Genomic DNA, 26,270 nt, shown 5'->3' on the forward strand with positions numbered 1-26,270 from the left:
AACGGCTTTTTTATCCCGTGTCATGTATCTGGCTGTTAATGCGTTTGCAAAAGCTGATAGAATAACGCAACTTTCCATTTTTAATGATTTTTGAACGCTGATTTTAACAGCGCCAATTTTAACAATTGGGTTTATGACCATCCATTTTTAGTAGCTTAGTTTTAGTAAATTGGTTTTAATAGTTTGGTTTAAGTTTTCATGAGGCGTGATGGCACGCTGCATGAATGGACAATTTGCGTTAGGAGCAATGCCCGATGAGTGAGCACTCAAGCAACAATGCACAAAAAGATGAACAAAAAAACGACTTTATTCGTAATATCATTCGTGACGATGTCAATGCGCAAAAATACCAGCAAATTGTGACCCGTTTTCCGCCTGAGCCAAATGGCTACTTGCATTTGGGTCACGTAAAGTCCATTTGTCTAAACTTTGGCGTCGCTAAAGAGTTTGGTGGTATCTGTCATTTGCGCTATGACGACACCAACCCAACGGCCGAAAAGCAAGATTACATCGATAATATCAAAAACGATGTGCAATGGTTGGGTTTTGACTGGGCAGGCGAGGCGCTGCATGCTTCTAGCTACTTCGACCAGCTATATGTTTGGGCGGTGCAGTTGATCGAGCAAGGCGATGCATACGTTGACCTACAAACCCCTGAGCAAATCAAAGAAAATCGTGGCTCATTCAATGAAGCAGGCAAGGCATCACCGCAGCGTGATGCAAGCGTAGCAGACAATTTAGCATTGTTTGAAGACATGAAAAACGGCAAATATGTAGACGGTACTGCCGTATTACGTGCCAAAATTGACATGACTGATGCCAATATGAATATGCGCGACCCAATTATCTACCGTGTGATGCATCAAGAACATCATCAGACCGGTGATAAATGGTGCATCTATCCTATGTATGATTTTGCCCATCCGTTGTCAGATGCCTTAGAAGGCATTACTCATTCGCTATGTACCCTTGAATTTGAAGACCATCGTCCGTTTTATGATTGGATTGTCAATAAAATCGGCTTCGAGCAACCGCCGCATCAGTATGAGTTCTCACGCCTCAATGTTGACCATACATTGACCAGTAAGCGTAAGCTCAAGCAATTGGTCGATGAAGCTATCGTCGATGGCTGGGATGATCCACGCATGCCAACCGTCGCTGGTATGCGTCGTCGCGGCTATACGCCTGAAGGCTTGCGTGATTTCTGTGATCGCGTTGGTGTCTCCAAAGCGGATGGTGTGACTGATATGCGTTTGCTAGAATTTAGTATTCGTCAGTCGTTAGATAATACTACAGCACGCGGTATGGCGGTGCTTAAGCCATTAAAAGTGACTATTACTAACTTCAGCGATGCGGTAAGTCAGTGGAAAATGCTAAAAGCGGACAGCGTCAATGCGCGCTTTGACGCTGAGGCACAAACCTTATGGTTGACGCAGCCAAACCATCCCAATATCGATATGGGCGAGCGTGAGATTCCGTTTACCGAGACCCTTTATATCGATAAAGGCGATTACGAGATTGAACCGCCAGCAGGCTATAAGCGTCTATCACCTGAAAAGCCAGAAATTCGTTTGCGTAATACTTATGTATTGGCCGTGACCGAGCATATTACCGATGATAGTGGCAACGTCGTGGAGCTAAAAGCGACGATTGATCCGACGACCTTGGGTCAAAATCCTGAAGGCCGCAAGGTTAAAGGCGTGATTCATTGGGTATCGGCGAGCCAAGGGATTCCAGCCACCGTGCGTCTATACGAGCCGCTATTCAGTGTCGAAGATCCGAGTAATGTCAGTGACGTCCATCAAGCATTGAACCCTAACTCATTGACCGAGCTGAATGCCGTGGTTGAGCCATCATTGGTCAATGCTGATGCTGGCACGCGCTTCCAGTTTGAGCGTGAAGGCTACTTTATCTCTGATAGCGAAGAGCACAGTAGTGACCAGCCCGTGTTTAATCAAATTGTCAGCTTGCGTGACAGTTATAAACCAGCTTAATTTATTGCGATTAGCGCTACTAACGTTTATTTGAGACGATACTAAACAAAAGTAGTTTGCAATGTTGCCCATTTCTAGTACGCTAGGGATGGGTTTTTTTGTGACTACGCAAAAATTTTGATAATAGATGTTGGGGGCATTAGAATGGCAAAGTTTTTAAATAGCAGTGGGACGACTTATCATTTAGAAGAATTGATTAAAAATGCGTCTGACAGATTGATTATTATCAGCCCCTATTTAAAACTCAATGAGCGCATCAAAGAGCTATTAGAGGATCGTAACCGTCTTAAAATCGATATTCGCATTGTCTATGGCAAAAACGACTTGCACCCCGAAGAGATTAATTGGCTAAAAAACCTTACTTTTATCCGTACCAGCTTTTGCAAAAACTTGCATGCCAAATGCTACCTTAACGAAAATGAGTGCATCATTACCAGTCTGAATCTCTATGAATTTAGCCAAGTCAATAATAATGAAATGGGTGTGCTGATTTACCGCAACGAAGACACCAAGCTCTATGCTGACACTTATGAGGAAGCCCAGCGCATTATTCGTATCAGTGATGAAGTCCGCATGTCCCTTGAAAAAGTAAGCGAATCTGATAACAGGACTGACTCTAACGCTAAAACAGCAAGCGCTACTGTTCAAGCGCCGGCTATCGCCACTACAGAAGCGGCAACGCCTAATTACTCTAAGCTTACTACAGCGAAGCTGGCGAAAGAGTTGGGCTTGAAGACGCAAGAATTAAATGACAAACTCCTTGCCGCAGGCTACCTAGTAGAGCAAGAAGGCGAGTTGGTATTGACGGATATTGGACGTACGGCTGGAGGCACTAGCAAACGCGGTAAATTTGGCGAGTTTTGTTTGTGGGATTCAGGAATGGTCGTTTAAATAGAAACTCTATCATCTGTTATTTTTTCAAACCAAAATGGTATAACCGCATTACAATCCGTCACAAGACATTGATAATCAGTTTGTTAAGATAAAGTAAGTTTTTCCTGACGTGTAGCCAGTCCTTTCTTATAGCGGCGCGCGTCAATGATAATAATAGAGCGCGTGATTTTCTTTATATGCTAATGCTTAAACATTGGTTTTTAGAGACCAGCGCTCATCACTAACAATAGCTAAGGAATTAAGCATGGCACATTTACGTTTAGGTGATAGCGCACCGAATTTTGACGCCACTACGACAGACGGCGACATCAACTTCTATGATTGGGCAGGGGATAGCTGGGTGGTTTTCTTTTCACATCCTGCAGACTATACGCCAGTATGTACGACTGAGCTTGGTCGCACCGCGGCATTAGGTGGCGAGTTTCAAAAGCGCAATGTGAAGCCAATCGCTTTATCAGTTGATGGCTTAGAAGATCACAAAGGCTGGGTTGGCGATATTGAAGAGACTCAAGGAACTGCTGTCAACTTTCCAATCATTGCTGACTCTGAGCGCACCGTGGCCAATCTTTATGACATGATTCATCCCAATGCGGATAATACAGCGACGGTTAGAAGTGTCTTTATTATTGATCCTAACAAAAAAGTACGTTTGACCTTAACGTATCCAGCCAGCTGTGGTCGCAATTTCGATGAGATTATTCGCGTTATTGACGCTATGCAATTGTCGGACAAATATAACGTCGCCACTCCCGTCGACTGGAAAGACGGCGATGATGTCATCATTCCACCAAGCGTAAAAAATGAAGACATTGCTGCCAATTATCCTAAAGGTCATACAGAAATTAAGCCTTATTTGCGCACCACGCCAGCGCCTAACAAATAAAGTGCGCGTTTTTATAATTGCTTAAAAAATAAAAACCCTATAACTTACTGTTATGGGGTTTTTTACTATTCATATCACAAGCAACTACAAGGTTTTGCTATGATAAAAAAACCAATAGTCACTGCGCTAAGCGAGCAATAATAAGCTTCTGTGCTTTGATAATACAACGGAAGTCATAAAAATTTACCGTTATCGTTCTTCTCGGAAATAATACTTAAAAGGAATTTGCCATGAAAAAACTATATATAACCCGTACTGCGCCCAACCCTCGTAAAGCCCTTATTTTGCTTGCATCAAAAGGTATTGATGTCGATGATATGGATGACATTGACGTGATAGACATTGATTTTGCTGCTAACGAGCAGATGTCAGAGGCTTTCACTCAAATGAATCCGATGCAGACGGTACCTGTTTTAACGTTAGATGATGGTACGGTGCTCAATGATTCGCAGGCGGTTTGTGAGTATCTTGATCGCGTTTATGGTGAGCGCTCAGTGATGGGTAACGATGTGGTACAACGCGCGCAAGTGTGTTCTATGCGCCGCATTGCGGAGTTTGAAATACTGTACAACTTGATGCTGGCATTTCAGCACAGTCATCCATTAAAGGCACAACGTGTTGACCAAGTACCAGAATTTGTAGCCCCGTCCGTTGCGCGCGCTGTTAAAGCCTTAGCATATTTCGAAACAAGCTTAGAAGGTCATGAGTATTTAGTCGGGGATCAACTGAGCTTTGCAGATATTGTGCTATATCTTGGCTTGGACTTTGGTAAGGCATTAAAAGTAGACCCCAAAGCCCATGGCGCGAATCTTGCGCGGTTTTATGAAAAAATGCATGAGCGTTTTAGTATTAAAAAACTGGCAAAAGCAGAGCCTAAAGCGACCAATGAATAGTAGACAGTAATTAAATCTGATTTTTTCCGTACAATTAGAATATGTTACATCTTCAATTAGGTTTTAGTGATTTGAAGTGCTAACTATCAACTGTGGAAATAGTTGTATTGAACACCCAAATAGGGATGGTTAACAAGAACTGTTAGCCATCCCTATTTTTTCAAAAACTCACTATGTTTATGTATTAAAAAATCATTAATAAAATGAAACGTTTCATTACATATGATAATAGGATCGAGGTTATAGTAGTCAAATTGTATTGGATTGCTGCTATTGATTTTATTCTATGAATAGTTATAAAAATCCTTATAAGTTAATACAGTCATAGCAGGCATCAAATAAGCTTAGTAAGAGAGGCGTAGTATGGTAGACATAAAAAGGCAACCAATCACAAAACTGCTGTTATTGCCTAGCGTATTGGCAGTCAGTCTGATACTAGGTGCTTGTCAAAAAAATGCCCCATCTACGGAGAGCGAGGCAACAGACGCTACGGCAAGTGCAGAGGTGAGGCCTACCCTAGCAAACACAGAAGTTGAGCCTGATGCCAATAAGATAGTGGCGGCATCTGAAGTAACTGAGCTCAGTGTCGAACAACGGATGATTGCCAATCTTGCGCGCCATCGTTGGACACTAATGACTGCCAAGGATGCGAGCAATCAACCATTAGCCCCGCTGATAAATATTAAGGATCAGGTGGCGCTATTATTCAATCAAGGTCAAGATACCTTAAGTTATAGCGTTGGCTGTAATACGATGAGCGCTGCCTATGAATTACAAGCTCAAAGGTTAACGATAGAAGATAGTATGAGCACTAAGATGTCGTGTGGAAATCTTGATATCGCAGAGAGTCTTTTAAATACGCTCATGCAAGGTAGTAGCGAGTTAACTGTCACTGAAGGTGAGAGGCCACTATTGACGCAAGTGACTAATGATTCGATGACCTTGATTTGGACAGGTAGGCTCACTTCACAAGCTAAATATAATAGCAAAGGCGAGACCGTCTTTTGGGCAGTGAGTAGCGAAAAAATTGCTTGTGGCGATGCTGACTCTAGGATGTGTCTGCAAGTTAAGCCCGTTACTTATGATGATCAAGGCCTGAAAATCAGCGAAGGCGAGTGGACAGCATTCAAGGGTGACATTGATGGCTATCAACACGACGGCATGCATGAAGAAGTATTACGCCTACAACGCTATCAGATCGACAATAACGAGAGTGCAGAAGGCGATGAATATGCTTATGTGTTAGATGCGGTGATTGAGAGTTCCGTCACAGAGTAGGCGACGGGTGAAGCTATTTTATTATTATAGTTAAATGATTGAGATGGTTGAAAAAAAACACGCGCCATTTGATCGCGTGTTTTTTTATGGTTATTTGCTATATTTTATTGTATTTTGGCTTCTTATCTTATCGTAAATTACCTAAATCTTCTTCCGTCAAACGCCAGCGACCTTTTTTCTTAGACGCACCGCGTCCACGCATGGCGCTATTTAGGAGCAACTTGTTCATTGAATGGCTTGAATGCGCATGACAAATAGCGCAGGCAAGACCATCAGCGGCATCTTGTTGTGGTACGACATCTAAAGACAGTATCCGGCAGACCATCTCCTGTACTTGCTCTTTGGCTGCGGCACCATAACCGCACACAGCTTGCTTGATCTGGCGTGCGGTATATTCTGATACTTCCAAATCCAGTGCCACCATCGCTGCAATGGCTGCGCCTCGTGCTTGTCCAAGTTTCAGCGCAGAATCTGGGTTCTCTGCCATAAATACTTGTTCAATTGCGGTATAGATAGGCTCTTCTGCATATTTTAGATGATGCTGGGTGATACGCGTCAAGCCATTAAAAATGCGCTTTAGGCGCTCAGGCATCTCTTTAGTATCCGTACGAATGGTACCCGCATCAATATAGGTTAGCTTATCGCCCGTTTGTTGCACGATACCATAACCCGTCATACGTGAGCCTGGGTCAATCCCAATAATAATTGCCATAGTATTCCGTCTTACTTACATTTTGTTTTATATTCAATCCTATATAAATCGGATACGGTGTCAGACTCGCTCAGCCTACTCTCGTAGCACTTTTACTTACCGTCCTTGTATCCAAATTATATTGCCCCGACTATATGGCTTAAAAATACGCCTTAAGTTTGATAGTATAGCAATCAATCCCCATATACATCATATGTTAGCCATCTTAATTTGTATGGCGCTCAATTTATTGGTTTTTATTTTATAGGACGACACTTTATGGGTCAGATAGTTGGTATTGCCATCGTTTGGTTTATTATCGAGATGCTACTGTGGTATTTAATTGCCCAGTTTATGAGTGGTTGGTGGGTATTCATGTGGTTTATTATCGCCACAGTTATTGGTATCACACTTATTCGTAAAGGTATGGCAGCGCTCAATCCGATGGCTCAGCAAATGAAAGCGGGCGGCATGATGAACCCAGCGATGCGTCCACAAGAGTCGACCATGCTTAAAAGTGTGGCCATGGCAGCGGCTGGTATTTTGCTACTTATTCCAGGTGTGCTTAGCGATTTACTCGCGTTATTGGTGGTATTACCACCTGTGCAAAAGAAGCTCAAAGACTTTGCTAATAATTACGTCATGAACAACCAGCAAAAAATGATGGAGATGATGGCCAAACAGATGGGCGGCGGTCAAAACCCATTCGGCGGCGCAGGCGGTATGGGTGGACAAAATCCATTTGGTGGCGCTGGCGGTGGTATTAATGGTCAAAACCCATTCGGTCAACAACAACAAAACCCATTTGGGGATGTGTTCAAGCAGCATACAACCGTTGACGGGACTGCCAAAAACATTCCTAAAGATGTTAAAAAGATTACCAAATCTGCTAATGATGAATAAAAAATAGCAAAAAATTGACATAAAAAAAGCCCCTTACGTCATTGACGAGAGGGGCTTTTTGTTGGTTGTTATGAATCTTTTATGAACTTATGGGTTATTAATGAACCTAGTGAATATAAATAGAGACATGACTAACCGAATATAACAACCGAAGTGCCGCCGTAAGATGGTGACCCATGAACCGTGAAGTTCAGGGCGGATGCGTCACTGCCTCTGCAGGTTTCCTGATACACCGCAAGCGGTGCAGGCATACACAATGAAGCAATAGGTACCACATCCTGGTAAAGCATTATCGGCTCAGGGAATAAACATCTACTAGCCAACACTTCAGAATAGATTTATCTTAACTAATGGCATAGCTGATTGCAAGCGCGGTTTACAGATTAATACGTCTTTTTAGAAAAGCACAGCAATAATAGCAACCATTTTCATAAAATGAATAGCAGAAAAAAAGGGTCGAAAGCATTGAAATAGCAGGATAAACGCGCAGTTTTTCAGCAATTTCAAGATGTATGCTAATATAGACAACTTTCGACATCCTAATATAGCAGTATAGGCGTTCATTCACTTGAGGAGCGGTAATCTATGACCAGTACCCAGCAACAATCTGAATCTATTGACGACAATCAGGCGCAGCTTGATAGCAAGCAAGATAGCGCACAGCATAAAAAAACACCGCATGTCTTAATGATATTGGACGGCTTTGGTCATCGTGAAGAAGACAAGGATAACGCCATTGCTGCGGCTAATATGCCGAATCTAGATAAGATCTATCAGAAATATCCGCATGGATTGATTTCTGCGTCGGGTGAAGATGTTGGTTTGCCAGATGGTCAGTTCGGTAATTCTGAAGTGGGCCATATGAACCTAGGTGCTGGTCGTGTGCTATATCAAGACTCAACCCGTATCTCAAGTGAGCTTGCCAACCGCGAGTTCTATAAAAACGAAGCCTTGGTCGATGCTGTCAAAGCGGCTAACGAAAAAGAGGGTAATGTCCATATTATGGGCTTGCTCTCTGATGGTGGTGTGCATTCGCATCAAGATCATATCGAAGGAATGTGTCATTCGGCGTTGGTACACGGTGCCAAAAACGTCTTTGTTCATTGTTTTTTAGATGGTCGTGATACGCCGCCTAAATCTGCTGATAAATACATTAATCGTTTGCGTGAATACTTGAACAAGCTTAATGCCCATTATGAAGGTCGCGTACAGATTGCCAGTATCATCGGTCGCTATTATGCGATGGATCGTGACAATCGCTGGGACCGAGTACAGAAGGCCTATGAGCTTATTACGGAAGGTAAAGCCGATCGTCTATCTACCCGTGCTGATGGTGCTGTCCAAGCCGCTTACAAAGCCCGTGAAACTGATGAGTTTATCAATCCGACTACCGTGATTGAGAGCGGCGACACGCCCTATACCGTCGACGATAATGATGCACTTATCTTTATGAATTTCCGTGCTGACCGTGCTCGTGAGCTAGCGCAAGCGTTTGTGCTGCCAGATCATGAGTTTTCAGGTTTTGCCCGTCATAAACAGCCAAAACTGGCCGCGTTTGTCATGTTGACCAAGTACTCAGATATTTTAGCGGATAGCCCGAAGACCAGTATTGCTTATTATCCGACGTCTCTGACCAATACGCTGGGTGAATATTTGCAAGCGCAAGGTAAAACGCAACTGCGTATTGCCGAAACTGAAAAATATGCGCATGTGACGTTTTTCTTTAGTGGTGGCCGCGAAGCAGAGTATAAAGGTGAGACACGTATTCTTGTGCCGTCGCCAGATGTCGCCACTTATGACTTGCAGCCAGAAATGAGCGCTCCTGAAGTGACCGATAAGTTGGTGGCTGCTATTGAGTCGGGCAAATACGATGTGCTAATCGTCAATTATGCCAATGGTGATATGGTAGGCCATACTGGTATCTTTGAAGCAGCCGTGCAAGCGGTAGAGGCTTTAGATGTCTGTGTTGGCCGTATTGAATCGGCAGTACGAGCAGCTGGCGGCGATATGCTCATTACTGCTGATCATGGCAATGTTGAGCAAATGCAAGACTACGAAAGCGGACAGGTACATACCCAACATACCACCGAGCATGTGCCTCTGATTTATATTGGTGAGCAAAAAGTACAAGTGCGTGGTGGCGGTAAGCTTAGCGATATCGCACCGACCATCTTGTCATTGATGAATATCGCTGCGCCAGAAGAAATGACGGGTGAAAACCTATTGATTCCAGTATCGTGATTCAGCCATTCTGATACTTTCGCATGCTGGCTATTATAATGCCTATGATAATGTCATAAGCACAGCTGAAGCAGTCAGCGAATGAAAGATAAAGGGAAGGGTATCTATGCTCCTTCCTTTTTTTAGGATAGGATTTTAGCTTATACCATTCACAAAAATTAGAGCAGCAAGGAAAACGAGTATAAGTGCTACGCATTGTAGACTAAACGAGTTTGACACAGCTAATCGTACTTTTTGGGTTTGGTATTACTTGCAATACTACCCTAGTCTTGGCTGTGATCTTGATGCTACCTTACACGATATCATTCATTAATTATCCGATAACAATAACTTTGCATGTTTTCTTTTTATCTAGGTGAGTTTTTTATGCATTCTATCTGCCTTAAGCGCTCATCGGCGTCTAAACGACTAGAAAAACCATCAATGATGACCGCATTGATAACGTCGACTGTTTTTAAACCCGTACTCATGGCCAGTCTCATAGGGTTGAATGTTGCTAGTATGCAAGCACAGGCTGCGACAAATAATGAAAGCAGCCCAACGGCCAGCCTACAGCTTATCAGTCTTGATGCTGATGAGATATCGGCAGAAAACGGTGCAGATAATTTGTCTGATATCGCTGATATGTTAGATGCTGCTGACGCGTCTGATGATGCGATAGACAGTGTTGCAGATGAAAGCGCTTTGACTGATGAGGCCGACGATATCAATACAGATGTCCCTGATGAAGTGGGCCAAGTGTCATTGAATGCTATTTCCCCTGAAACTCTAAAAACGTTTGTTGCGGTCGTAGATTTGGTACGCCGTGAATATGTAGACACGGTCAATGACGAAGAGTTATTTAATAATGCGATGAGTGGCATGTTGACCAAGCTCGATAGCCACGCTGAATTTTTGGATGCTGAGGCCTACGAAAATCTACGCGCTTTTACCGAAGGGGATGTCGGCGATATTGGTATCAAGGTGGTCTATCGACCAAAAGCTGGCTATTGGGTCGTCACAGAAGTTCTTAATGACTCACCCGCAGATAAAAAAGGCATCGCAGTCGGTGATTATCTGCATCAAGTTGATGAATTCAAATTAGATGACGACAGACAAACTAATGATGTTGAACAGCTTTTAACCGGTATTGCGGGCACACAAGTGGATATTGTGACTTCTAAAGCGGGTCGCCGTAAACATACCACGACTTTACAGCGTAACAATAACCACCCGCAAGTCATTGAGACACGGCTTGTTGATGGTATGGCGGTGATGAAATTACCCGCTTTTCAAAACAACAGTCGTGAAAAGCTGCTGCAAGGTCTTATTAGCTTAGAAGCACCGATATCCGGTATTTTGTTAGACATGCGTGATAATCCAGGTGGTGTTTTAACCTCAGCGGTGAGTGTGGCTAGTTTGTTTATGGCGGACACTGATGTGGTACAAGTGAAAGGTCGGAAAGATGACTCTCGTGTTTTATCGACCCAAGGTGCTGCAATACTCAAGCCATTGCCCGTAGTGGTATTGCAAAACCGTTATTCTGCCTCAGCCGCCGAAGTATTAGCAAGCAGCTTGCAAGCGCAAAAACGCGCCACTATCGTCGGTGAGGTAAGCTATGGCAAAGGCTCAGTGCAGTCGGTGATACCTGTGAATGACGAGCAGGCCGTTAAGCTAACCGTTGCTAATTATGTGACGGCGGCTGGCAATAAGATAGATGGTATCGGGGTCGAGCCTGATGTGGCTTTATTAGGCAATGAGAATACTTGGGAGCAGCAGGCACTTGATTTACTCAGGGCAAAAGCGCTCGCTTCGGGTATTCGCTTTGTGAGAAATTCAGCTATAGAGGATAATACGCTCGAAGATCAGACAGACAAAAAGCAAATAGACGAAAAGTAAATAGATAACGATAGCCCTAAGCATACTTTACTTGCCCAGCACCATTCTTATGCTCAAAATTGATGATGTATTATGTTTAAATCTATTGATCCCAAAATCAATCGGCCTGATCTTCAGCAATATCGAGCTTTTTCATACGATAACGTAAAGAGCGAAACGTCGTTCCTAACAGTTCAGCGGCTTGGGTTTTGTTCCAGCCTGTTTGTTTAAGTGCGGTAATAATCAGATTTTTCTCTTGCTCTTGCAGATAGTGTTCTAGACCTTTGGCAGGCAACAACTGGCTTTGAAAATCCTCTTTTGACTCTGTTTGCTCGTCTTGAGTCGTATGACTGGCTGTTAATTCCTGCTCTATCGAAGAAACGGGGCTACGATCAGACTCGATGCTATTAGCCGTCGACCGCTGAATCGTGGAAGGGTAGTGCTGTGTAATCGTACGATAAGGGTGTAGGTTGGTCTTTGCTTGCTCAGATCGCTTCACCGTCGAGGTTTGACCAATTTCTTCTTTGCTAATTACGGATGCGATTGCTGGCTGGTTGTCTTCTTTATAATTAGATGGGTTAGATGTTAGCGCTGTATTATCGACTGCATTGGTATTCTGACTTTGTTGAGTATTAATCTCTTGATGAGTATCAAACTCCGCTAGACCCAGATGACTGACGTCAATGGTGTACGTTTCCGCCAATGTCACAGCACGTTCGAGTAGGTTGCGTAGCTCACGAACATTACCAGCAAAATCGTGATGCTGCAAACGCTCGCAAGCCGCCGTTGTCAATGAGGGCGGGGTGTCCAACTGCCACTCTTTTGCGATCAGTGCTAAAAAATGCTTTGCTAAGACAGGAATATCATCACGCCGCGCATTAAGCGTGGGCAGTTTTAGTTCAATCACGTTAATGCGGTAATACAAATCTTGCCGAAACAGTCCGCTTTGTACCAATTGGTTCAAGTCTTTGTGGGTCGCAGATAAGATGCGGATATCGACAGGCAGCTCTTTGGTATCACCGATGGCACGCACAGTTTTTTCTTGAATGGCGCGTAGTAATTTGACTTGCATTGCCAAGGGCAAATCTGCTACTTCATCCAAAAATAACGTACCACCGTTGGCTTGTTGGAACAGACCTTGCTTATCAGCGACCGCTCCCGTAAAGCTGCCTTTTTTATGACCAAAAAATTCCGACTCCATCAGCTCGGAAGGGATTGCTCCGCAGTTCACCGGTACAAAACTGCCATCTCGACGTGGGCTTAAATCATGAATCAGCTTGGCAACCACCTCTTTACCTGTTCCGGACGCACCCGATAAAAAAACTGGTGCTTGTGAGCGAGCCAATTTTAAAATGGTGTTTTTAAGGGGATGCATGACGGCAGAATCACCGATTAAACGGCTATCCAACATCTGCTGCTCAGGTGAACATTCAGGCGCGGCTTCTGCTTCGTTATTTTGGTGAATAACCTTTAGTGCATTTTCGACCAACTGGCGTAAGCGTGGCAGCTCAAGCGGTTTATTAACGAAGTCAAAAGCACCCAGCTTTAACGCTTCAATAGCCAAGTCCATACTACCATGGGCAGTAATCACGGCGATCGGTGTACTAGAGCTGTTGCTGATGTCTTTGACCAGCTCTAGTCCTGAGCCATCAGGTAGCTTGAGATCCGTCAGACAAAAGTCATAGTCGTTTTGCTGCCAGTAGGCGCGTGCTTGCGATAAGGTATAAGCCACATCGCTTTTGATGCCCATCTTGGTTAGGGTGATTTGCATCAAGCGGCACAAATCTACTTCATCATCAACGACTAGCGCGGTTACTGTCATACGTTATCTCATTGTGTTCGATGGCTAAAAATTTAAAAATAGGGTTCAAAATATTTTATCTAATAAGGGTGATAATCAACATGCTTTTATCAAACAACCCTTCTCTTTTATAGAAGCTACTGGTCTTGAGTAAGCCGTTTATCAGCATCGTGACCATCGGTGTCGATAGCAGGAGCAATCAAGCGAAAGCAAGTCTTTTGGTGTTCAGGAATATAGAGTAAACGGGCTTGATTGGCTTCACAGAACGCCTGTGATAAATACAATCCTAAACCCGTTCCAGCTTCGTCGGTGGTAAAGAATGGATTGAATAAATGCTGTAAATCATTGCTACTAACGCCCAATCCATCATCTAAAATATCAATTATAACATCGTTATCAGCACAGTAAATCTCAATTTCCACAAAAGCATGAGGGTGAGCGTAGCTACTATAACGCAGACCGTTATTGATCAAATTGATTAATACTTGTTCCAATTGGTGCATGTCGAACGAGATGGTGGGATTGGTGTATACACGCAAAAAAATGTCATGGTCTCGAAAATAATTGTCCAAAAACAGTGGTAGCCAATCAGCCAATAGAATTGATTGCTGACGGGCTACCTGCTGGCGAGACAGTTTTAAGATATCTTCAATAATACGGTTTACACGTTTGGTTTGCGAAAATATCATTTCGTACAGTTCGTGATTGCCCGTCATATAAGTATTTGCAGGCTCTGTCATCGCTGTTGTATGGTCGGCAGTAGAACTGATAGTACTATGCTCTGCTGCCTTGTTCCTCTCACTTTCTACGACATCTTCCATCAATAGTTGACTGGCCTGTGAGATAGCCGCAAGCGGATTTCTGATTTCATGGGCAATACTGGCGGTCAATTGCCCAAGCGATGCCAGCTTTAACTGTTGAGCGCTGGCTTGCTCACGGCGCAAATCTTCTAGCATGATCAGCTTGCTATTATCTTTTAAGGGGATGATTTGTACCCGTAGCTTACCGATGACAGAGGCATTTGCTACCGCAGGTAATTCATAAACAAAGCTGCGTGACAGCCCTTCAGAGACGGACAAACAGGCATCAATAAGTTGCAGATGTTGTTCTTTGAGCTGATGTTGAAAGTCGGCGAGAAGGGTAGCTTCGGGGTTGTTTTGCTCATATCTTAAATGACTGGACGTATCAAGCATGGACGCTAGCGGAGGGTGGGGGATACTGAGTAGCTGATGAGCCGCTAGGTTTGCTAACACAATATGCTGTCTGTCAATCACGATGACCCCATTGACCATTTGGGTAATGACTTCTTGATTGATCACGTTCAGTCGTTCGACTTCTTTGGCTTGATTTGCAGCGACTTGCTCGACTTGTACCAAGCGCTGGGAAATGGACCAGCTCAAGACCCCTACCGCCAAAAAGCTTGCTGACATCAGCAAGGCATCGCCTAAATTGGACAAACTCATGCTATTGGCGATGGCATAAAAAAACTGCTGATAGATTACGAAAATAATAGCAAGCAAAGTGATAATAAGTGCTTGCGAGCCGTACAGTAGCATGAAGCTGGCCGCGACGACGACCATATAAAGCATGGTGAGCTGTAAGTCAGGGGCACCATTGGTATAAAGCAAAAGGCTCAAGATAATGACATCTAATGCCAATCCAAAAGCCAGCTGGCGCCGCAGATTCTTAGTCACCACATAAAACAAGCCAAGCAAAATTAAACTGATGATGACGTAGAAACTAAGCGCTGTTTGCTGCAATAAGCTTGGTAATAATGAGCCACTATCAGATTTGACGGTCACATATACCATCAACATAAAAAATACGCTAACGATAAATCGATAACTGCTATAGATCAGTCCCAACCGCCGTAACTGTGGTAAAGGCAGCGTCTCATCTTGCTGTAGGTAATTGGTGATAGCAGAGACGGCTCTGAGCGCAAGTTTCATAAATTGACCGTAATAAAAAAGGTATGAAGAGGTTTACGGTTGAATGAGACCATGACGGATAGCCAGATGAGTCAATTTCACGTCACTATCGACGCCGACTTTTTCATAAATGCGATAGCGATAAGTGTTGATGGTTTTGACACTCACGAACAATTGATCAGCAATTTGCTGCGGACTTTGGCAGTTGACCACCATCATGGCTACTTGTTTTTCGCGGTCACTTAATAAGTCAAAAGGTGAGTTGGCATTATCTGACAAGAGAACATCAGCCAACTGCTCAGCGACATCTTGGCTAAAGTAACGACCACCTTGATAGATTTTTTTGACCGCGCGTATCATCTCATCAAGCGGCGTACCTTTAGTTATATAACCATTGACGCCCGCTTTGATCAGCATGGATGGATACGGTTGCGCCGACATGCTACTGACGGCCAAAATTTTAATACCCAGATCAAGCTGAATCAAGCGCTTGGTTGCTTCAAGCCCGCCGATATTGGGCATATTCACATCTAGCAAAATCACATCAGGGCGCAGCTGTTTGGCCAGTTTAATCGCCATGTCGCCGCTGTCAGCTTCACCGATGACTTCAATATCAGCACTGTCTGCCAACATACGGCTGATACCCATCCGCACCAAATCATGATCATCTACTACCAATACTCGAATCATAGTTGTACTCTTTGCTGTCTATCAAAATGAAGGTTGCATTGTGAACGTTAAACTATCTGAACCAATCTGTATATCTATTAACCACAACAATGATTTTTATTATTTTACAATAGGATGATATCGCACTGATGTGATGACTACTACTCTCATCATATATTGCTATAGTGTTAATTAATATTGCTAAAATCTAATTTAAATGTAGCAAAATTTGAAGCAGGTTAAAAAATGCCCATCTAACTGATTTAGTACATTAAACTTAAATGCAAACCATGATACACTAAAAATACAAAAACTCTATGTGAGTACCTACAAACACAACCACAAACGCTACGTACGTTGTTGCTATTAATTAGTATGTAACTGATTCGCTAATTAACAGCATCGCGACAGCAGGGGGAAGAATGAAGCTCTTACCATTAACCAAACAGCAGCTAGTTGTTGCTATGATTTCATTGAGTCTGGGCAGTATTGCGCAAGCTGCACTTACGATTAATGGTAGCGCTGATACTGGCTCTAATGCTCGTATGAGTTGGGGCGGTGCCGATAGCTTGTCTGAAGCACGTAATATCATGTACAAGTCTAATGGCTCGGCCATCAAAAAAGTCGATAATGGGTATGGCACTACCAATATTACTAACAGCAACACCAGTAGTTTTGGTAGTAGTAATAACAGCTTCAATAACACCAACAGCTATAACACTACTTATCGTGGGAGCTTTGGCAGCAGTAGCATGATTCCGATCAGCACCGACTCTCGTAGTGTGGCGGTGATCGATGCCGAAACTGGTGAATCTATTTACGAGAAAAACGCTGATGTCGCCCGTCCTATGGCGAGTATTACTAAGGTAATGACGGCAATGGTGGTGTTGGATGCAGGTCTCGATATGAGAGAAGAGATCACCCTCGATCCTGAAGATTTCGTCGGTCCTAAGCGTGCAAGTTCGCGGTTAAAATCAGGCGATCGTTTGAACCGTGCTGAAATGCTGTTAATGGCATTAATGAAATCTGAAAACCCTGCTGCCAAAAGCCTCGCGCGTAACTATCCAGGCGGCTATGATGCTTTTATACGAGCGATGAACCGTAAGTCACAAGAGCTTGGTATGACGACAGCTTATTTCGGTGATCCAACGGGTCTCGATAAACGTAACGTTGCTTCATCAAATGACTTGGTAAAAATGGTTCGTGCTGCTGGTAACTACGATGTGATTCGTCGTTTCTCCACGACTAAGAGCTATGACTTTTACGTGGCCAATTATTCAGCTGGTAACCGTACCTATAAAGCCAACAACACCAGTAGTCTAGTACGTTCAGGTGATTATCCAATCGGCATCTCAAAAACCGGTTTTATTAATGAAGCAGGTCGTTGTGTGGTAATGGAAACACGTGTGAATAACCGTCCTGCGATTATTGTCATCTTAGGGGCGAACAGCTCAGCCACGCGTTGGGGTGATGCTAAAAACATTTTAAACAGTTTGGCAACTCGCCGTACAGTGTAAGCGGATTGGTTTAGTAGGTGTAAAAAAGCTGTTATGTGATATAACGGCTTTTTTATTGTGTTGAATTTAGGACGTGTCCTAGGAAAATTATATGACTCAAGCATCGATGATTGCACCAACACCAAAGCTATACTTATTGACTAATGATGATGAATTCGCGCTGCTATACCGCAAATTAGAGACCGCGTTTGCCACAGGGTGTATTGCCTTATTGCAAATCCGCCGTAAGCAAACATTGACGTTAAGCAATGGCGCATCCAAGCTCTATGACGAAGCTCTACAAATAATTCGCTTGGCAAAGACATACAATGTCCCAGTCGTCATCAATGATGATATTCAGCTGGCAGCAAAGCTTGGTGTTGGGGTTCATTTGGGGCAAGAAGATGGCGATATCAGAGAGGCCAAGCAATGTCTATTATCGAATCAGATTATTGGCCGCACTTGTCATGGTGATGTGGCGCTGGTGAAAGAAGCGCAGGATGATGGCGCCAGTTATGCCGCGATGGGCGCAGTATTTGCGTCTACAACCAAGCCTAATGCAGATGTCATCTCGCGCCGAGAGCTTTCCGATGGGTGTCAGCAAGGTATTGAGTTATGTGTGATAGGCGGTCTAACGGCAGAAAACGTTATTGAGCTGGCAGGTTTGCCGATTGCTTATGTGGCAGTAGTTGGGGATATTATGGATTTGCCAGAACACCAAATAGCCGAGCGCTGTGAGCAATGGCAGCAGGCGCTTGGTACGTGGCAGACGCCTGCTTTATAACTGATTTCTAAATTTGAAATCAATGTTTCAAAATAAAATCGATGTTTCAAAATATAAGTGCATTATATAAATGAATCGTTATTCTGCATGTTCCATACATAAGGTGGCATAGGGCAGTGCTTCCAAGCGTTTTTCTTCAATCAGTTTGCCACATACCTCACATTCACCATAAGTCCCATTTTCGATACGGTTCAAGGCATTTTCGACATAGATTAGGCTTTGTCGTGCTTCACCCATGAGATTTTTACGCATATCGTTTTGACGATAAGAGATGGCTTGATCTTCCCAATGCTCATTGAGGTCATCTTGTGGGTTTTGGATATGATCTTCGATTTTATCGATTCGAGTTTCATACTCGTCTTTCAGCTTCAATAAAGTCTGTTTGGCAGTGGCTAGATCGATACTCATAGTATTCTCCTAATGGGTTATTTTTATTGTTGAACTTAATTATTATCATTAATAGGCGCTGTATCGTAAAGCTCATATTTACGATAAACATCAATGCCATCATAAACAGCCTGATTGCTGAGTACCACCACGAAATGTTACTGATTTTTATAAAATTTAAATAAGTTTGTCTTATTTTTAACCTGCTTAGTAAAATTTAATCATAGGTTCTTTATGAGCGCTTGTTAGAAAACTGCTAGAATACACCGCCTCAGATTCTTGCTAGATCAGTCTCATGAGACCATTAGTAAGAATAATCGGTTAAATAGTTTGATAACTGTCATTCAGTGATATTTAGTAAAAAGCCACACCATAGATTAACAATAGATGATGCATAGGAGCAGGTAATGAATTTTTTGCGTATGAGTGAGCTAAGCTTAACGGACAAAGTGGTATTGATTCGAGAAGACTTGAACGTACCTATTAGAGACGGTAAGGTCACGAGTGATGCGCGCCTGCAGGCCAGTTTGCCTACCATCAAAATGGCACTAGAGAAAGGCGCTGCCGTTATTGTGTGTTCACACTTGGGACGTCCAACTGAAGGCAACCCTGAGGCCATATATTCTCTAGCACCTGTCGCTAACTATTTAAGCGACAAATTGGCAGCGCCAGTTAGTTTAAACAATGACTATCTGACTGAAGGCGTTGCAATTAAAGCAGGTGAAGTGGTACTACTAGAAAACGTGCGCTTTAATATGGGTGAGAAGAAAAATAATGCAGACTTAGCACAGAAATATGCATCGCTATGTGATGTGTTTGTGATGGATGCTTTTGGCACTGCTCACCGTGCGCAAGCCTCAACTGAGGGTGTCACTCAGGCCATGCGTCAAGCAGATAAAACAGTGTGCGCAGGGCCGCTATTAGCCGCTGAGCTTGATGCCTTGAGCCTAGCGCTTGAAACCCCAGCGCAGCCCATGCTCGCTATTGTTGGTGGCTCAAAAGTCTCTACAAAATTGCAAGTTTTGCACAGCTTGGCAGAAGTATGCACGCAAATAATCGTTGGTGGCGGTATCGCGAATACCTTCCTAGCCGCGCAAGGTCACAGTGTCGGCGCTTCGCTATATGAAGCGGACTTGGTTGAGACCGCTCGTGAGATTATGACTAAAACTGAGATTTTACTGCCTGAGTATGTGGTGGTTGCCGATAAAAATGAGATCGATTTCGCTGACTTTACAGGCTCCTTACAAAAAGCCACTGCGACTACGAAGTCGGTTGATGCGATTGGCGACAATGACATGATATTAGATATCGCTCCAGAAAGTGCCAAGCAATTGGCCGAGGCAATTACTAATGCAAAAACTATCCTGTGGAATGGCCCAGTTGGGGTTTTTGAGGTGGATGCTTTCGGTGATGGAACGCAAATAGTGGCAAATGCAGTCAAGAATAGTCAAGGTTTTTCAATCGCTGGTGGTGGTGATACCCTAGCGGCTATCGATAAATATCAAGTGGCTGATGGCGTGAGCTATATGTCAACGGGTGGTGGTGCCTTCTTGGAGTTTGTAGAAGGCAAGGTGTTACCTGCCGTTGCTGCATTACAGACTAAAGCATAACTGCTTAACGATACTTCAGCAATTGAGTAACAGTAGACGTACAACTCATCATGAAAATCTAAGTTATTCTATAAAAACTTAGGCTGTAAAAACAATATAGTGACTGCGGTATTTATCTTGTCATTCTTGTTTAACTTGCTAGTATGAAAGCACTAAGTACGAACAGACACTGATTATTATTAAGTAGTAATTATTTGTTTCTATACTGAAAATTATTATTGCATGTCTAATTTGCACTCTATAAAATAGCGCAAATCATGTATTTGACATGCTTTATTTACGAGAGGTTTATTATGTTAAAACGCCATTTATTACTTGCTAGCGTACTTGCTGGTACTTTTGCAATCACTGCATGTAGCCAAGAGACGCAAGATAAAACTGAAGCTGCTGCTGAGTCAGCTGGTGATGACGCTGCTGCTAACACTGACGCTGCCGCTGCTGAAACAGAAGCTGCTGCTGCTGAAGCTGAAGTTGCTGCACAAAATGCTGGTGCCGAAGTTGCCGAAGGCGCGGACAATGCTGGTGCTGCTGCTACTGATGCACTCGCAAACACGGGTGAAGCGGTTGTGGTAGGTGCAAATGAAGCCGTGTCCGCTACTGCTGGTGTGGTTGCCGATGGCGCAGCTGCTGTTGAAGATAAAGCGAGTGAAAACGCAGTAGAAGCAGAACAACAGTACTAAATCCTAGTCCTAAGCTGCTGATTTGATGATCTATTATCGATTGATAGAAGATTCTTTGAGTCATTAGCTAGTATGGATAGTTGCTTATAAGCCCTCAAAATACTAAAAAAGCCTTGGTGATTGCCAAGGCTTTTTGCGTTTCTTACTTTTAGTAGTGTCACAGTTTAAATACTAAGGTTTGGCGATTTTTAGCCCTTTTAATGGCTTTCGTTAGGTAGAAAAATATTGAGGATAAGCTCTAGTCAAAGCATCATAGATTAAACCAAAATAAAGCATCAATCTCACAGGTGAATAAATAGTCGAGCAACCGCTACGAAGACAGGGCAATTTTTGCTATAATCAGCGCGTAATAATTATCCCCAAAACAATGCCGCATTTTGCTAATGGTTCGTGCGTTATTTGCTGACTTAACGTGCTGTGATGGTTATCAAACAAAAGTATTGGGCTGATTATTCTAAAGTCACCTTTTAAAAGCGGTGGTTTCAAGCGTTATTTTCAATATATTATTCAAAATTCAATCAGAGAGCGTTTTATGGCCTTAATATCGTTACGTCAACTTCTAGATCATGCCGCTGAACATAATTACGGTGTCCCTGCTTATAATGTGAATAATTTAGAGCAGATGCGCGCCATTATGATGGCGGCTGACGCCTGTGACTCACCTGTCATCGTTCAAGCCAGTGCTGGAGCACGTAGTTATGCAGGGTCGGCGTTTTTACGTCATTTGATTATCGCAGCGATTGAGGAGTGGCCGCATATCCCAGTAGTGATGCATCAGGATCATGGTATGTCACCTGCTATTTGCCAGCGCTCAATTCAGCTTGGCTTCTCATCAGTGATGATGGACGGCTCGCTCGGTGAAGATGGTAAAACGCCAATGGACTATGATTATAACGCCAGCGTGACTCGCGAAGTTGTGAAAATGGCACACGCATGCGGTGTTTCAGTAGAAGGTGAAATTGGTTGCTTAGGTAGCCTTGAGACCGGTATGGCAGGCGAAGAAGACGGCTCTGGAGCAGAAGGTATATTGGACCATGAGCAGCTATTAACCAGTGCTGATGAAGCTGAGCAGTTCGTTAAAGACACCAACGTCGATGCCCTAGCCATTGCGATCGGTACCAGTCATGGTGCGTATAAATTTACGCGTCCACCTACGGGCGATATCTTATCTATTGAGCGTGTAAAAGAGATTCATGCCCGTATCCCGAACACCCATCTGGTCATGCATGGTTCGTCGTCAGTGCCGCAAGAGTGGCTAAAAGTCATCAATGAAAATGGCGGTGATATCGGTGAGACTTATGGTGTACCGGTTGAGCAAATCGTTGAAGCGATTAAGCATGGTGTCCGTAAGGTAAATATCGATACCGATTTACGTTTGGCATCAACAGGCGCAATCCGTAAATTCTTGGCAGAAAACCCAAGCGAATTTGATCCCCGTAAATACTTTAAAGCGTCTATGGTTGCGATGTCAGATATCTGTACCAATCGTTTTGAAGCTTTTGGTTCTGCTGGTCAAGCACATAAGATTCGCCCTATTAGCCTTGAAGGTATGGTCGATTTTTATTAGTAGATTTGACGTTAAAAAGTACTTATCGAATAAATGATTATTGAGATATTTCGTTCTGCAGCTGGCTGAATTTTATGACAATTCTTATAAGAGGTAGTGGGTTATGATTGGATTGATTAGCGGACAAGTGCAGTATTTGATGGCACCGACTGCCTGTGTCATGACCACCTCTGGTGTCGGCTATGATATTGAGCTACCGCTACCGTCATTTTGCCAGTTGCGTCTCAATGAGCAGGCGAGCATTTGGACGCATTTTCATGTGCGTGAGGATGCGCAGCTGCTTTATGGTTTTATCGATCGTAAAGAGCGCGATGTCTTTCGTCAATTGATTAAAATAAATGGCGTTGGCGCAAAAATGGCATTAGCCATGCTATCGGCGATGTCAGCCGCTGAGCTAAAAATGCACGTCGAGCAAGAGTCCGAGACGGCATTAACCCGTATCCCGGGTATTGGCAAAAAGACAGCACAGCGCCTATTGATTGAGCTAAAAGACAAGCTAAAAAATATTGAAGTCGATAATAGTAATTTAGAGTTTGCTATGCAGCCAGCTGAGATTTCTGCCGAAGACAATATCATCGCCGAAGTAGAAGGCGCTCTGATTAGTTTGGGCTATAAAGAAAAAGAAGCTCAGCAAGCCATCAAAGCTGCCAAAAGTAACGGTGATATTTTTGCAGATACGCAAGGATTGTTAAAAGCCACATTACAGCAGCTATCAACGTTTAAGTAGTTTTTACTCCTACTGCTATTAATGGTTACATCAGTAAGTATCAAACAAATAAGCGACATTCATTGTCGCTTATTTTCGTTTTGGTATATAACTGTTGATGTTTTGCATGACTTATAGGTGGCGTTTGGTTATGCTATTTATTACCTAATTTTTTAATATAATGACAAAAACTATGATGCAAGATCGTTTGATTAATCCGCTAGAAGGCGCAGGGGATGCGCCTGATTCCAATATTCGACCAGCACTGTTGGCTGAATATATTGGTCAGCCGGTGGTGCGTGAGCAGATGGAAGTATTTATTGGCGCGGCACGCGGTCGTGGCGAGCCATTGGATCATACGCTCATTTTTGGTCCACCAGGGTTGGGTAAAACAACGCTTGCCAATATTATTGCTCGTGAAATGGGCGGTAACTTACGCTCGACTTCAGGGCCTGTCCTCGAGCGTCCAGGCGATTTGGCAGCCATGCTGACCAATTTGGAGGAGGGTGATGTCCTGTTTATTGATGAGATTCACCGTCTGAGTTCAGTTATTGAAGAAATACTTTACCCAGCCATGGAAGATTTTCAGCTAGATATCATGATCGGTGAAGGGCCAGCTGCCCGTTCTATCAAGCTTGATTTACCACCGTTTACCTTGGTCGCGGCAACCACCAGAGCAGGATTATTGACCTCACCACTACGTGATCGCTTTGGCATTGTACAGCGGCTAGAGTTTTATAATATCGCCGATCTGACCACGATTGTTAGCCGTGCCGCCCGCTTGATGCGTGTGCCTATGAGTGAGGATGGTGCGGTGGAGATTGCGCGCCGTGCCCGAGGCACACCAAGGATTGCCAATCGGTTACTACGCCGTGTACGCGATTACGCGGAGGTCAGAGGCGATGGCAGTATCAATGGTGCGATTGCGGGTAGTGCGCTAGATATGCTAGCCGTGGATAGACGAGGTCTTGATCATTTAGACAGACGGTATATCGAGATATTGCATGAGCGTTTTGATGGGGGTCCTGCAGGGGTTGAAGCGGTAGCAGCTGCTATGGCAGAGGATCGCGGTACACTTGAGGACGTGATTGAGCCTTATTTGATTCAGCAAGGCTATGTGTTGCGTACGGCACGTGGTCGTGTATTGACTCAAATGGCGATTGACCAAATGTTATAGTAATCAGTATTTAGCATAAAAAATGCGCCTGCTTCTCATTAAAAGCAGGCGCATTTTTTTGTTTGAGTCTCGAGTTGCGGGGCTTTTTCTGAACTAAGTAAGCAAAAGATAAAGTTGGTCTCTAAGCTAAAATTCGCCAAACAACTACCAAGAGAGCCAGTATATAAAATATAGGTGATAGCCAACCGACGACTTGCGTTGCAATGGCAATGAAAATAGCAAAGCCTGCAAGTGCTAGCCAATCACGGCGGCGATCGTTAAGCATGTCCGCGCGAATTTGCTGTATTTCACGTAGTTGGCTGTCTTGACGTGAGCCTTGTGACGCAAGACTTTGTAAGCCTTGATCTAGTAATTTTGGAATATCAGTCGTTGACAACAACATCTCAGGTAATTGCTGGCGTAGTTGCTTTAGATTACGCATCGGATCTAGCTGTTCTTTGATCCAGCTGCTTAGAATGGGCTTGGCAAGTGACCAAATATCAAGGTCAGGATACAAGTCGCGACCGAGGCCTTCAACGTGCACTAATGTTTTTAGCAATAGCATCAGCTGTGGCGGGATACTCATATGATGGCGACGTGCGATATCCAAAATCTGCATCAATACGCCAGCAAAGTCGATGTCATTAATGGATTTTTGTAGCATAGGGCCGACGGTACGTTTCATATCACGCATCAATGCATGCTTATCTGCATTTGGTGGTATCCAACCGGCTCGGCTGACGATATCAACCATTGCGGTAAAGTTGTCATTCATAACCGCCAATAACATCCTCGCGACAATGAGCTGATCGTCTTTTGATAAGGTGCCCATGATGGCGCAATCAAGTCCGATATAACGTGGCTCATGACCCAAGTCGACCGCTGCCATACCTGCATGTAGTGTTTGCACAGGTGGGGTCTCTACGAATACATTGCCTGGATGCATATCAGCATGAAAGAAATTATCACGAAAGACTTGGGTGAAAAATATCGTTAGACCTTTTTTTGCCAGTGCCGCACGGTCATAGCCAAGCTGATCGAACATCTCAACTTGCGAGATAGGAACGCCTTGAATACGCTCCATCACCATCACATTTTTGGCAGCATCATAGACTTCAGGCACATACATTAATGCTGAACCCAAGAAGTTATTGCGCATTTGGGTGGTATTGTCTGCCTCTAACGTCAAGTCTAGCTCGTTAAGCATGACTTGCCGATAATCCTCGACAATATCGATAATATGTACGGCACGCGCCGCTTCAATACGAGCGGATGCCCAACTTGCCAATTCACGTAGTAGCTCAAAGTCAGAAACAATCGTGTTGCGGATATCGGGACGAACCACCTTTATGACGACTTCACGGCCATCATGCAGGGCGGCAGTGTGTACTTGGGCGATAGAAGCAGCCGCTAGCGGTTTGACATCAAAGCGTGCGAACAATGTGCCAATAGACTGCCCAAGACCATGCTTAGGGTCTTGGATTTGGGTAATGGCCACATCAGAGTTAAATGGTTTAACCTTGTCTTGTAGCTGAACCAGTTGAGCAATAATCTCAGGCGGTACCAAATCACGACGTGTTGACAGTAGTTGGCCTAATTTTAAAAACAGCGTACCCATGTCCTCAAGCGCGTATTTAATCGCGTTTGGCTGATGCTTTTTACCCCAAGCGGCTGGATGCAAGCGAATTAAACGTGCTAAAGGTTGCAGTTGTGGCGCCTCTTCAATAGAAAAATGCGTATCAATGCGATATATTGCGGCGATACGCCAAAGCTCAAGTAAACGGGCGCGGTGAGATAATAACATGAGGTATAGGTACTCTAGAGAAAGTCAAAAATAAGGTAGACGCTGTGC

At 43.8% G+C, this 26,270-nt stretch carries 21 protein-coding genes and 1 other RNA gene; 15 read left to right on the forward strand and 7 right to left on the reverse strand.

What is annotated here, in order from left to right; genetic code table 11:
* Positions 1-254: 254 nt before the first annotated feature.
* The 5 genes from AAEY72_RS11475 (at position 255) to AAEY72_RS11495 (ending at position 5,942) form a co-directional block, all read left to right on the forward strand.
* Positions 255-1,994 (forward strand): glutamine--tRNA ligase/YqeY domain fusion protein, encoded by a 1,740-nt coding sequence (locus tag AAEY72_RS11475; protein ID WP_352310611.1) that lies wholly within the window; start codon positions 255-257, stop codon positions 1,992-1,994.
* 144 nt (positions 1,995-2,138) lie between these two features.
* Positions 2,139-2,885 (forward strand): phospholipase D family protein, encoded by a 747-nt coding sequence (locus AAEY72_RS11480; RefSeq protein WP_352310612.1) that lies wholly within the window; start codon positions 2,139-2,141, stop codon positions 2,883-2,885.
* Positions 2,886-3,132: 247 nt separating this feature from the next.
* Positions 3,133-3,771: a peroxiredoxin gene (locus tag AAEY72_RS11485; RefSeq protein ID WP_010199256.1), complete on the forward strand. Its 639-nt coding sequence runs from the start codon at positions 3,133-3,135 to the stop codon at positions 3,769-3,771.
* A gap of 230 nt (positions 3,772-4,001) precedes the next feature.
* On the forward strand, positions 4,002-4,664 hold the full coding sequence (locus AAEY72_RS11490; protein WP_352310613.1) for a glutathione S-transferase family protein: 663 nt from the start codon (positions 4,002-4,004) through the stop codon (positions 4,662-4,664).
* Between the two features lie 363 nt (positions 4,665-5,027).
* Complete coding sequence (locus AAEY72_RS11495; RefSeq protein ID WP_352310614.1) at positions 5,028-5,942, forward strand: DUF4377 domain-containing protein; 915 nt, start codon at positions 5,028-5,030, stop codon at positions 5,940-5,942.
* Positions 5,943-6,069: 127 nt separating this feature from the next.
* Here AAEY72_RS11495 and ruvC read toward each other — a convergent pair whose 3' ends face one another.
* Positions 6,070-6,654, reverse strand: coding sequence for a crossover junction endodeoxyribonuclease RuvC (gene ruvC / locus AAEY72_RS11500; RefSeq protein ID WP_010199263.1), 585 nt, complete (start codon positions 6,652-6,654; stop codon positions 6,070-6,072).
* A 258-nt stretch (positions 6,655-6,912) separates the two neighbouring features.
* On the opposite strand from ruvC, the gene AAEY72_RS11505 reads away from it, so the two are divergent.
* Positions 6,913-7,536 (forward strand): FxsA family protein, encoded by a 624-nt coding sequence (locus AAEY72_RS11505; protein WP_352310615.1) that lies wholly within the window; start codon positions 6,913-6,915, stop codon positions 7,534-7,536.
* 141 nt (positions 7,537-7,677) lie between these two features.
* Here the strand turns inward: AAEY72_RS11505 and ssrS are convergent.
* A non-coding RNA gene (ssrS, locus tag AAEY72_RS11510) (6S RNA) lies at positions 7,678-7,873 on the reverse strand.
* Positions 7,874-8,121: 248 nt separating this feature from the next.
* Between ssrS and gpmI the strand changes: the two genes are divergently transcribed.
* A complete protein-coding gene (gene gpmI, locus AAEY72_RS11515) occupies positions 8,122-9,777 on the forward strand; it encodes a 2,3-bisphosphoglycerate-independent phosphoglycerate mutase (protein ID WP_352310616.1) in 1,656 nt (551 codons plus the stop codon).
* 366 nt (positions 9,778-10,143) lie between these two features.
* Positions 10,144-11,655, forward strand: coding sequence for a S41 family peptidase (locus AAEY72_RS11520; RefSeq protein ID WP_352310617.1), 1,512 nt, complete (start codon positions 10,144-10,146; stop codon positions 11,653-11,655).
* A 97-nt stretch (positions 11,656-11,752) separates the two neighbouring features.
* Here AAEY72_RS11520 and AAEY72_RS11525 read toward each other — a convergent pair whose 3' ends face one another.
* The 3 genes from AAEY72_RS11525 to AAEY72_RS11535 form a co-directional block, all read right to left on the reverse strand.
* A complete protein-coding gene (locus AAEY72_RS11525) occupies positions 11,753-13,456 on the reverse strand; it encodes a sigma-54-dependent transcriptional regulator (RefSeq protein ID WP_352310618.1) in 1,704 nt (567 codons plus the stop codon).
* 116 nt (positions 13,457-13,572) lie between these two features.
* Positions 13,573-15,384 (reverse strand): sensor histidine kinase, encoded by a 1,812-nt coding sequence (locus tag AAEY72_RS11530; RefSeq protein ID WP_352310619.1) that lies wholly within the window; start codon positions 15,382-15,384, stop codon positions 13,573-13,575.
* 33 nt (positions 15,385-15,417) lie between these two features.
* Positions 15,418-16,053, reverse strand: coding sequence for a response regulator (locus AAEY72_RS11535; protein WP_010199282.1), 636 nt, complete (start codon positions 16,051-16,053; stop codon positions 15,418-15,420).
* A gap of 401 nt (positions 16,054-16,454) precedes the next feature.
* On the opposite strand from AAEY72_RS11535, the gene AAEY72_RS11540 reads away from it, so the two are divergent.
* On the forward strand, positions 16,455-17,549 hold the full coding sequence (locus tag AAEY72_RS11540) for a serine hydrolase (protein ID WP_352310620.1): 1,095 nt from the start codon (positions 16,455-16,457) through the stop codon (positions 17,547-17,549).
* 91 nt (positions 17,550-17,640) lie between these two features.
* Complete coding sequence (locus tag AAEY72_RS11545) at positions 17,641-18,312, forward strand: thiamine phosphate synthase (protein WP_352310621.1); 672 nt, start codon at positions 17,641-17,643, stop codon at positions 18,310-18,312.
* Between the two features lie 78 nt (positions 18,313-18,390).
* Here the strand turns inward: AAEY72_RS11545 and AAEY72_RS11550 are convergent, their stop codons facing one another.
* The gene (locus AAEY72_RS11550) at positions 18,391-18,720 is read right to left on the reverse strand and encodes a TraR/DksA family transcriptional regulator (protein WP_201593043.1); all 330 of its coding nucleotides are present in this window, start codon (positions 18,718-18,720) and stop codon (positions 18,391-18,393) included.
* Positions 18,721-19,106: 386 nt separating this feature from the next.
* On the opposite strand from AAEY72_RS11550, the gene AAEY72_RS11555 reads away from it, so the two are divergent.
* From AAEY72_RS11555 to ruvB, 5 genes are all read left to right on the forward strand, one after another.
* Positions 19,107-20,309, forward strand: a complete 1,203-nt coding sequence (locus AAEY72_RS11555) for a phosphoglycerate kinase (protein ID WP_352310622.1) — start codon at positions 19,107-19,109, stop codon at positions 20,307-20,309.
* A gap of 293 nt (positions 20,310-20,602) precedes the next feature.
* Positions 20,603-20,989 (forward strand): hypothetical protein, encoded by a 387-nt coding sequence (locus AAEY72_RS11560; protein ID WP_352310623.1) that lies wholly within the window; start codon positions 20,603-20,605, stop codon positions 20,987-20,989.
* A 532-nt stretch (positions 20,990-21,521) separates the two neighbouring features.
* Entirely contained in the window at positions 21,522-22,556 is a 1,035-nt protein-coding gene (gene fba, locus AAEY72_RS11565; protein ID WP_352310624.1) for a class II fructose-bisphosphate aldolase, read from the forward strand.
* Positions 22,557-22,659: 103 nt separating this feature from the next.
* Positions 22,660-23,283 carry a Holliday junction branch migration protein RuvA gene (gene ruvA, locus AAEY72_RS11570; protein WP_352310625.1) on the forward strand — a complete coding sequence of 208 codons (624 nt, stop codon included), beginning with the start codon at positions 22,660-22,662 and terminating at the stop codon, positions 23,281-23,283.
* A gap of 175 nt (positions 23,284-23,458) precedes the next feature.
* On the forward strand, positions 23,459-24,439 hold the full coding sequence (ruvB, locus tag AAEY72_RS11575) for a Holliday junction branch migration DNA helicase RuvB (RefSeq protein ID WP_026037210.1): 981 nt from the start codon (positions 23,459-23,461) through the stop codon (positions 24,437-24,439).
* A 121-nt stretch (positions 24,440-24,560) separates the two neighbouring features.
* On the opposite strand, the gene AAEY72_RS11580 is transcribed toward ruvB, so the two are convergent.
* On the reverse strand, positions 24,561-26,222 hold the full coding sequence (locus tag AAEY72_RS11580) for an ABC1 kinase family protein (RefSeq protein ID WP_352310626.1): 1,662 nt from the start codon (positions 26,220-26,222) through the stop codon (positions 24,561-24,563).
* Positions 26,223-26,270 lie beyond the last annotated feature (48 nt).

It is taken from the genome of Psychrobacter sp. W2-37-MNA-CIBAN-0211, assembly GCF_040309405.1.
Lineage (GTDB): Bacteria > Pseudomonadota > Gammaproteobacteria > Pseudomonadales > Moraxellaceae > Psychrobacter > Psychrobacter glaciei.

Excerpts from the sequence above, each read along its gene's own strand:
- AAEY72_RS11475 (WP_352310611.1), top strand. The coding sequence starts at position 255 with ATGAGTGAGCACTCAAGCAACAATGCACAAAAAGATGAACAAAAAAAC.
- AAEY72_RS11480 (WP_352310612.1), top strand. The coding sequence starts at position 2,139 with ATGGCAAAGTTTTTAAATAGCAGTGGGACGACTTATCATTTAGAAGAA.
- AAEY72_RS11485 (WP_010199256.1), top strand. The coding sequence starts at position 3,133 with ATGGCACATTTACGTTTAGGTGATAGCGCACCGAATTTTGACGCCACT.
- AAEY72_RS11490 (WP_352310613.1), top strand. The coding sequence starts at position 4,002 with ATGAAAAAACTATATATAACCCGTACTGCGCCCAACCCTCGTAAAGCC.
- AAEY72_RS11495 (WP_352310614.1), top strand. The coding sequence starts at position 5,028 with ATGGTAGACATAAAAAGGCAACCAATCACAAAACTGCTGTTATTGCCT.
- ruvC (WP_010199263.1), bottom strand. The coding sequence starts at position 6,654 with ATGGCAATTATTATTGGGATTGACCCAGGCTCACGTATGACGGGTTAT.
- AAEY72_RS11505 (WP_352310615.1), top strand. The coding sequence starts at position 6,913 with ATGGGTCAGATAGTTGGTATTGCCATCGTTTGGTTTATTATCGAGATG.
- gpmI (WP_352310616.1), top strand. The coding sequence starts at position 8,122 with ATGACCAGTACCCAGCAACAATCTGAATCTATTGACGACAATCAGGCG.
- AAEY72_RS11520 (WP_352310617.1), top strand. The coding sequence starts at position 10,144 with ATGCATTCTATCTGCCTTAAGCGCTCATCGGCGTCTAAACGACTAGAA.
- AAEY72_RS11525 (WP_352310618.1), bottom strand. The coding sequence starts at position 13,456 with ATGACAGTAACCGCGCTAGTCGTTGATGATGAAGTAGATTTGTGCCGC.
- AAEY72_RS11530 (WP_352310619.1), bottom strand. The coding sequence starts at position 15,384 with ATGAAACTTGCGCTCAGAGCCGTCTCTGCTATCACCAATTACCTACAG.
- AAEY72_RS11535 (WP_010199282.1), bottom strand. The coding sequence starts at position 16,053 with ATGATTCGAGTATTGGTAGTAGATGATCATGATTTGGTGCGGATGGGT.
- AAEY72_RS11540 (WP_352310620.1), top strand. The coding sequence starts at position 16,455 with ATGAAGCTCTTACCATTAACCAAACAGCAGCTAGTTGTTGCTATGATT.
- AAEY72_RS11545 (WP_352310621.1), top strand. The coding sequence starts at position 17,641 with ATGACTCAAGCATCGATGATTGCACCAACACCAAAGCTATACTTATTG.
- AAEY72_RS11550 (WP_201593043.1), bottom strand. The coding sequence starts at position 18,720 with ATGAGTATCGATCTAGCCACTGCCAAACAGACTTTATTGAAGCTGAAA.
- AAEY72_RS11555 (WP_352310622.1), top strand. The coding sequence starts at position 19,107 with ATGAATTTTTTGCGTATGAGTGAGCTAAGCTTAACGGACAAAGTGGTA.
- AAEY72_RS11560 (WP_352310623.1), top strand. The coding sequence starts at position 20,603 with ATGTTAAAACGCCATTTATTACTTGCTAGCGTACTTGCTGGTACTTTT.
- fba (WP_352310624.1), top strand. The coding sequence starts at position 21,522 with ATGGCCTTAATATCGTTACGTCAACTTCTAGATCATGCCGCTGAACAT.
- ruvA (WP_352310625.1), top strand. The coding sequence starts at position 22,660 with ATGATTGGATTGATTAGCGGACAAGTGCAGTATTTGATGGCACCGACT.
- ruvB (WP_026037210.1), top strand. The coding sequence starts at position 23,459 with ATGCAAGATCGTTTGATTAATCCGCTAGAAGGCGCAGGGGATGCGCCT.
- AAEY72_RS11580 (WP_352310626.1), bottom strand. The coding sequence starts at position 26,222 with ATGTTATTATCTCACCGCGCCCGTTTACTTGAGCTTTGGCGTATCGCC.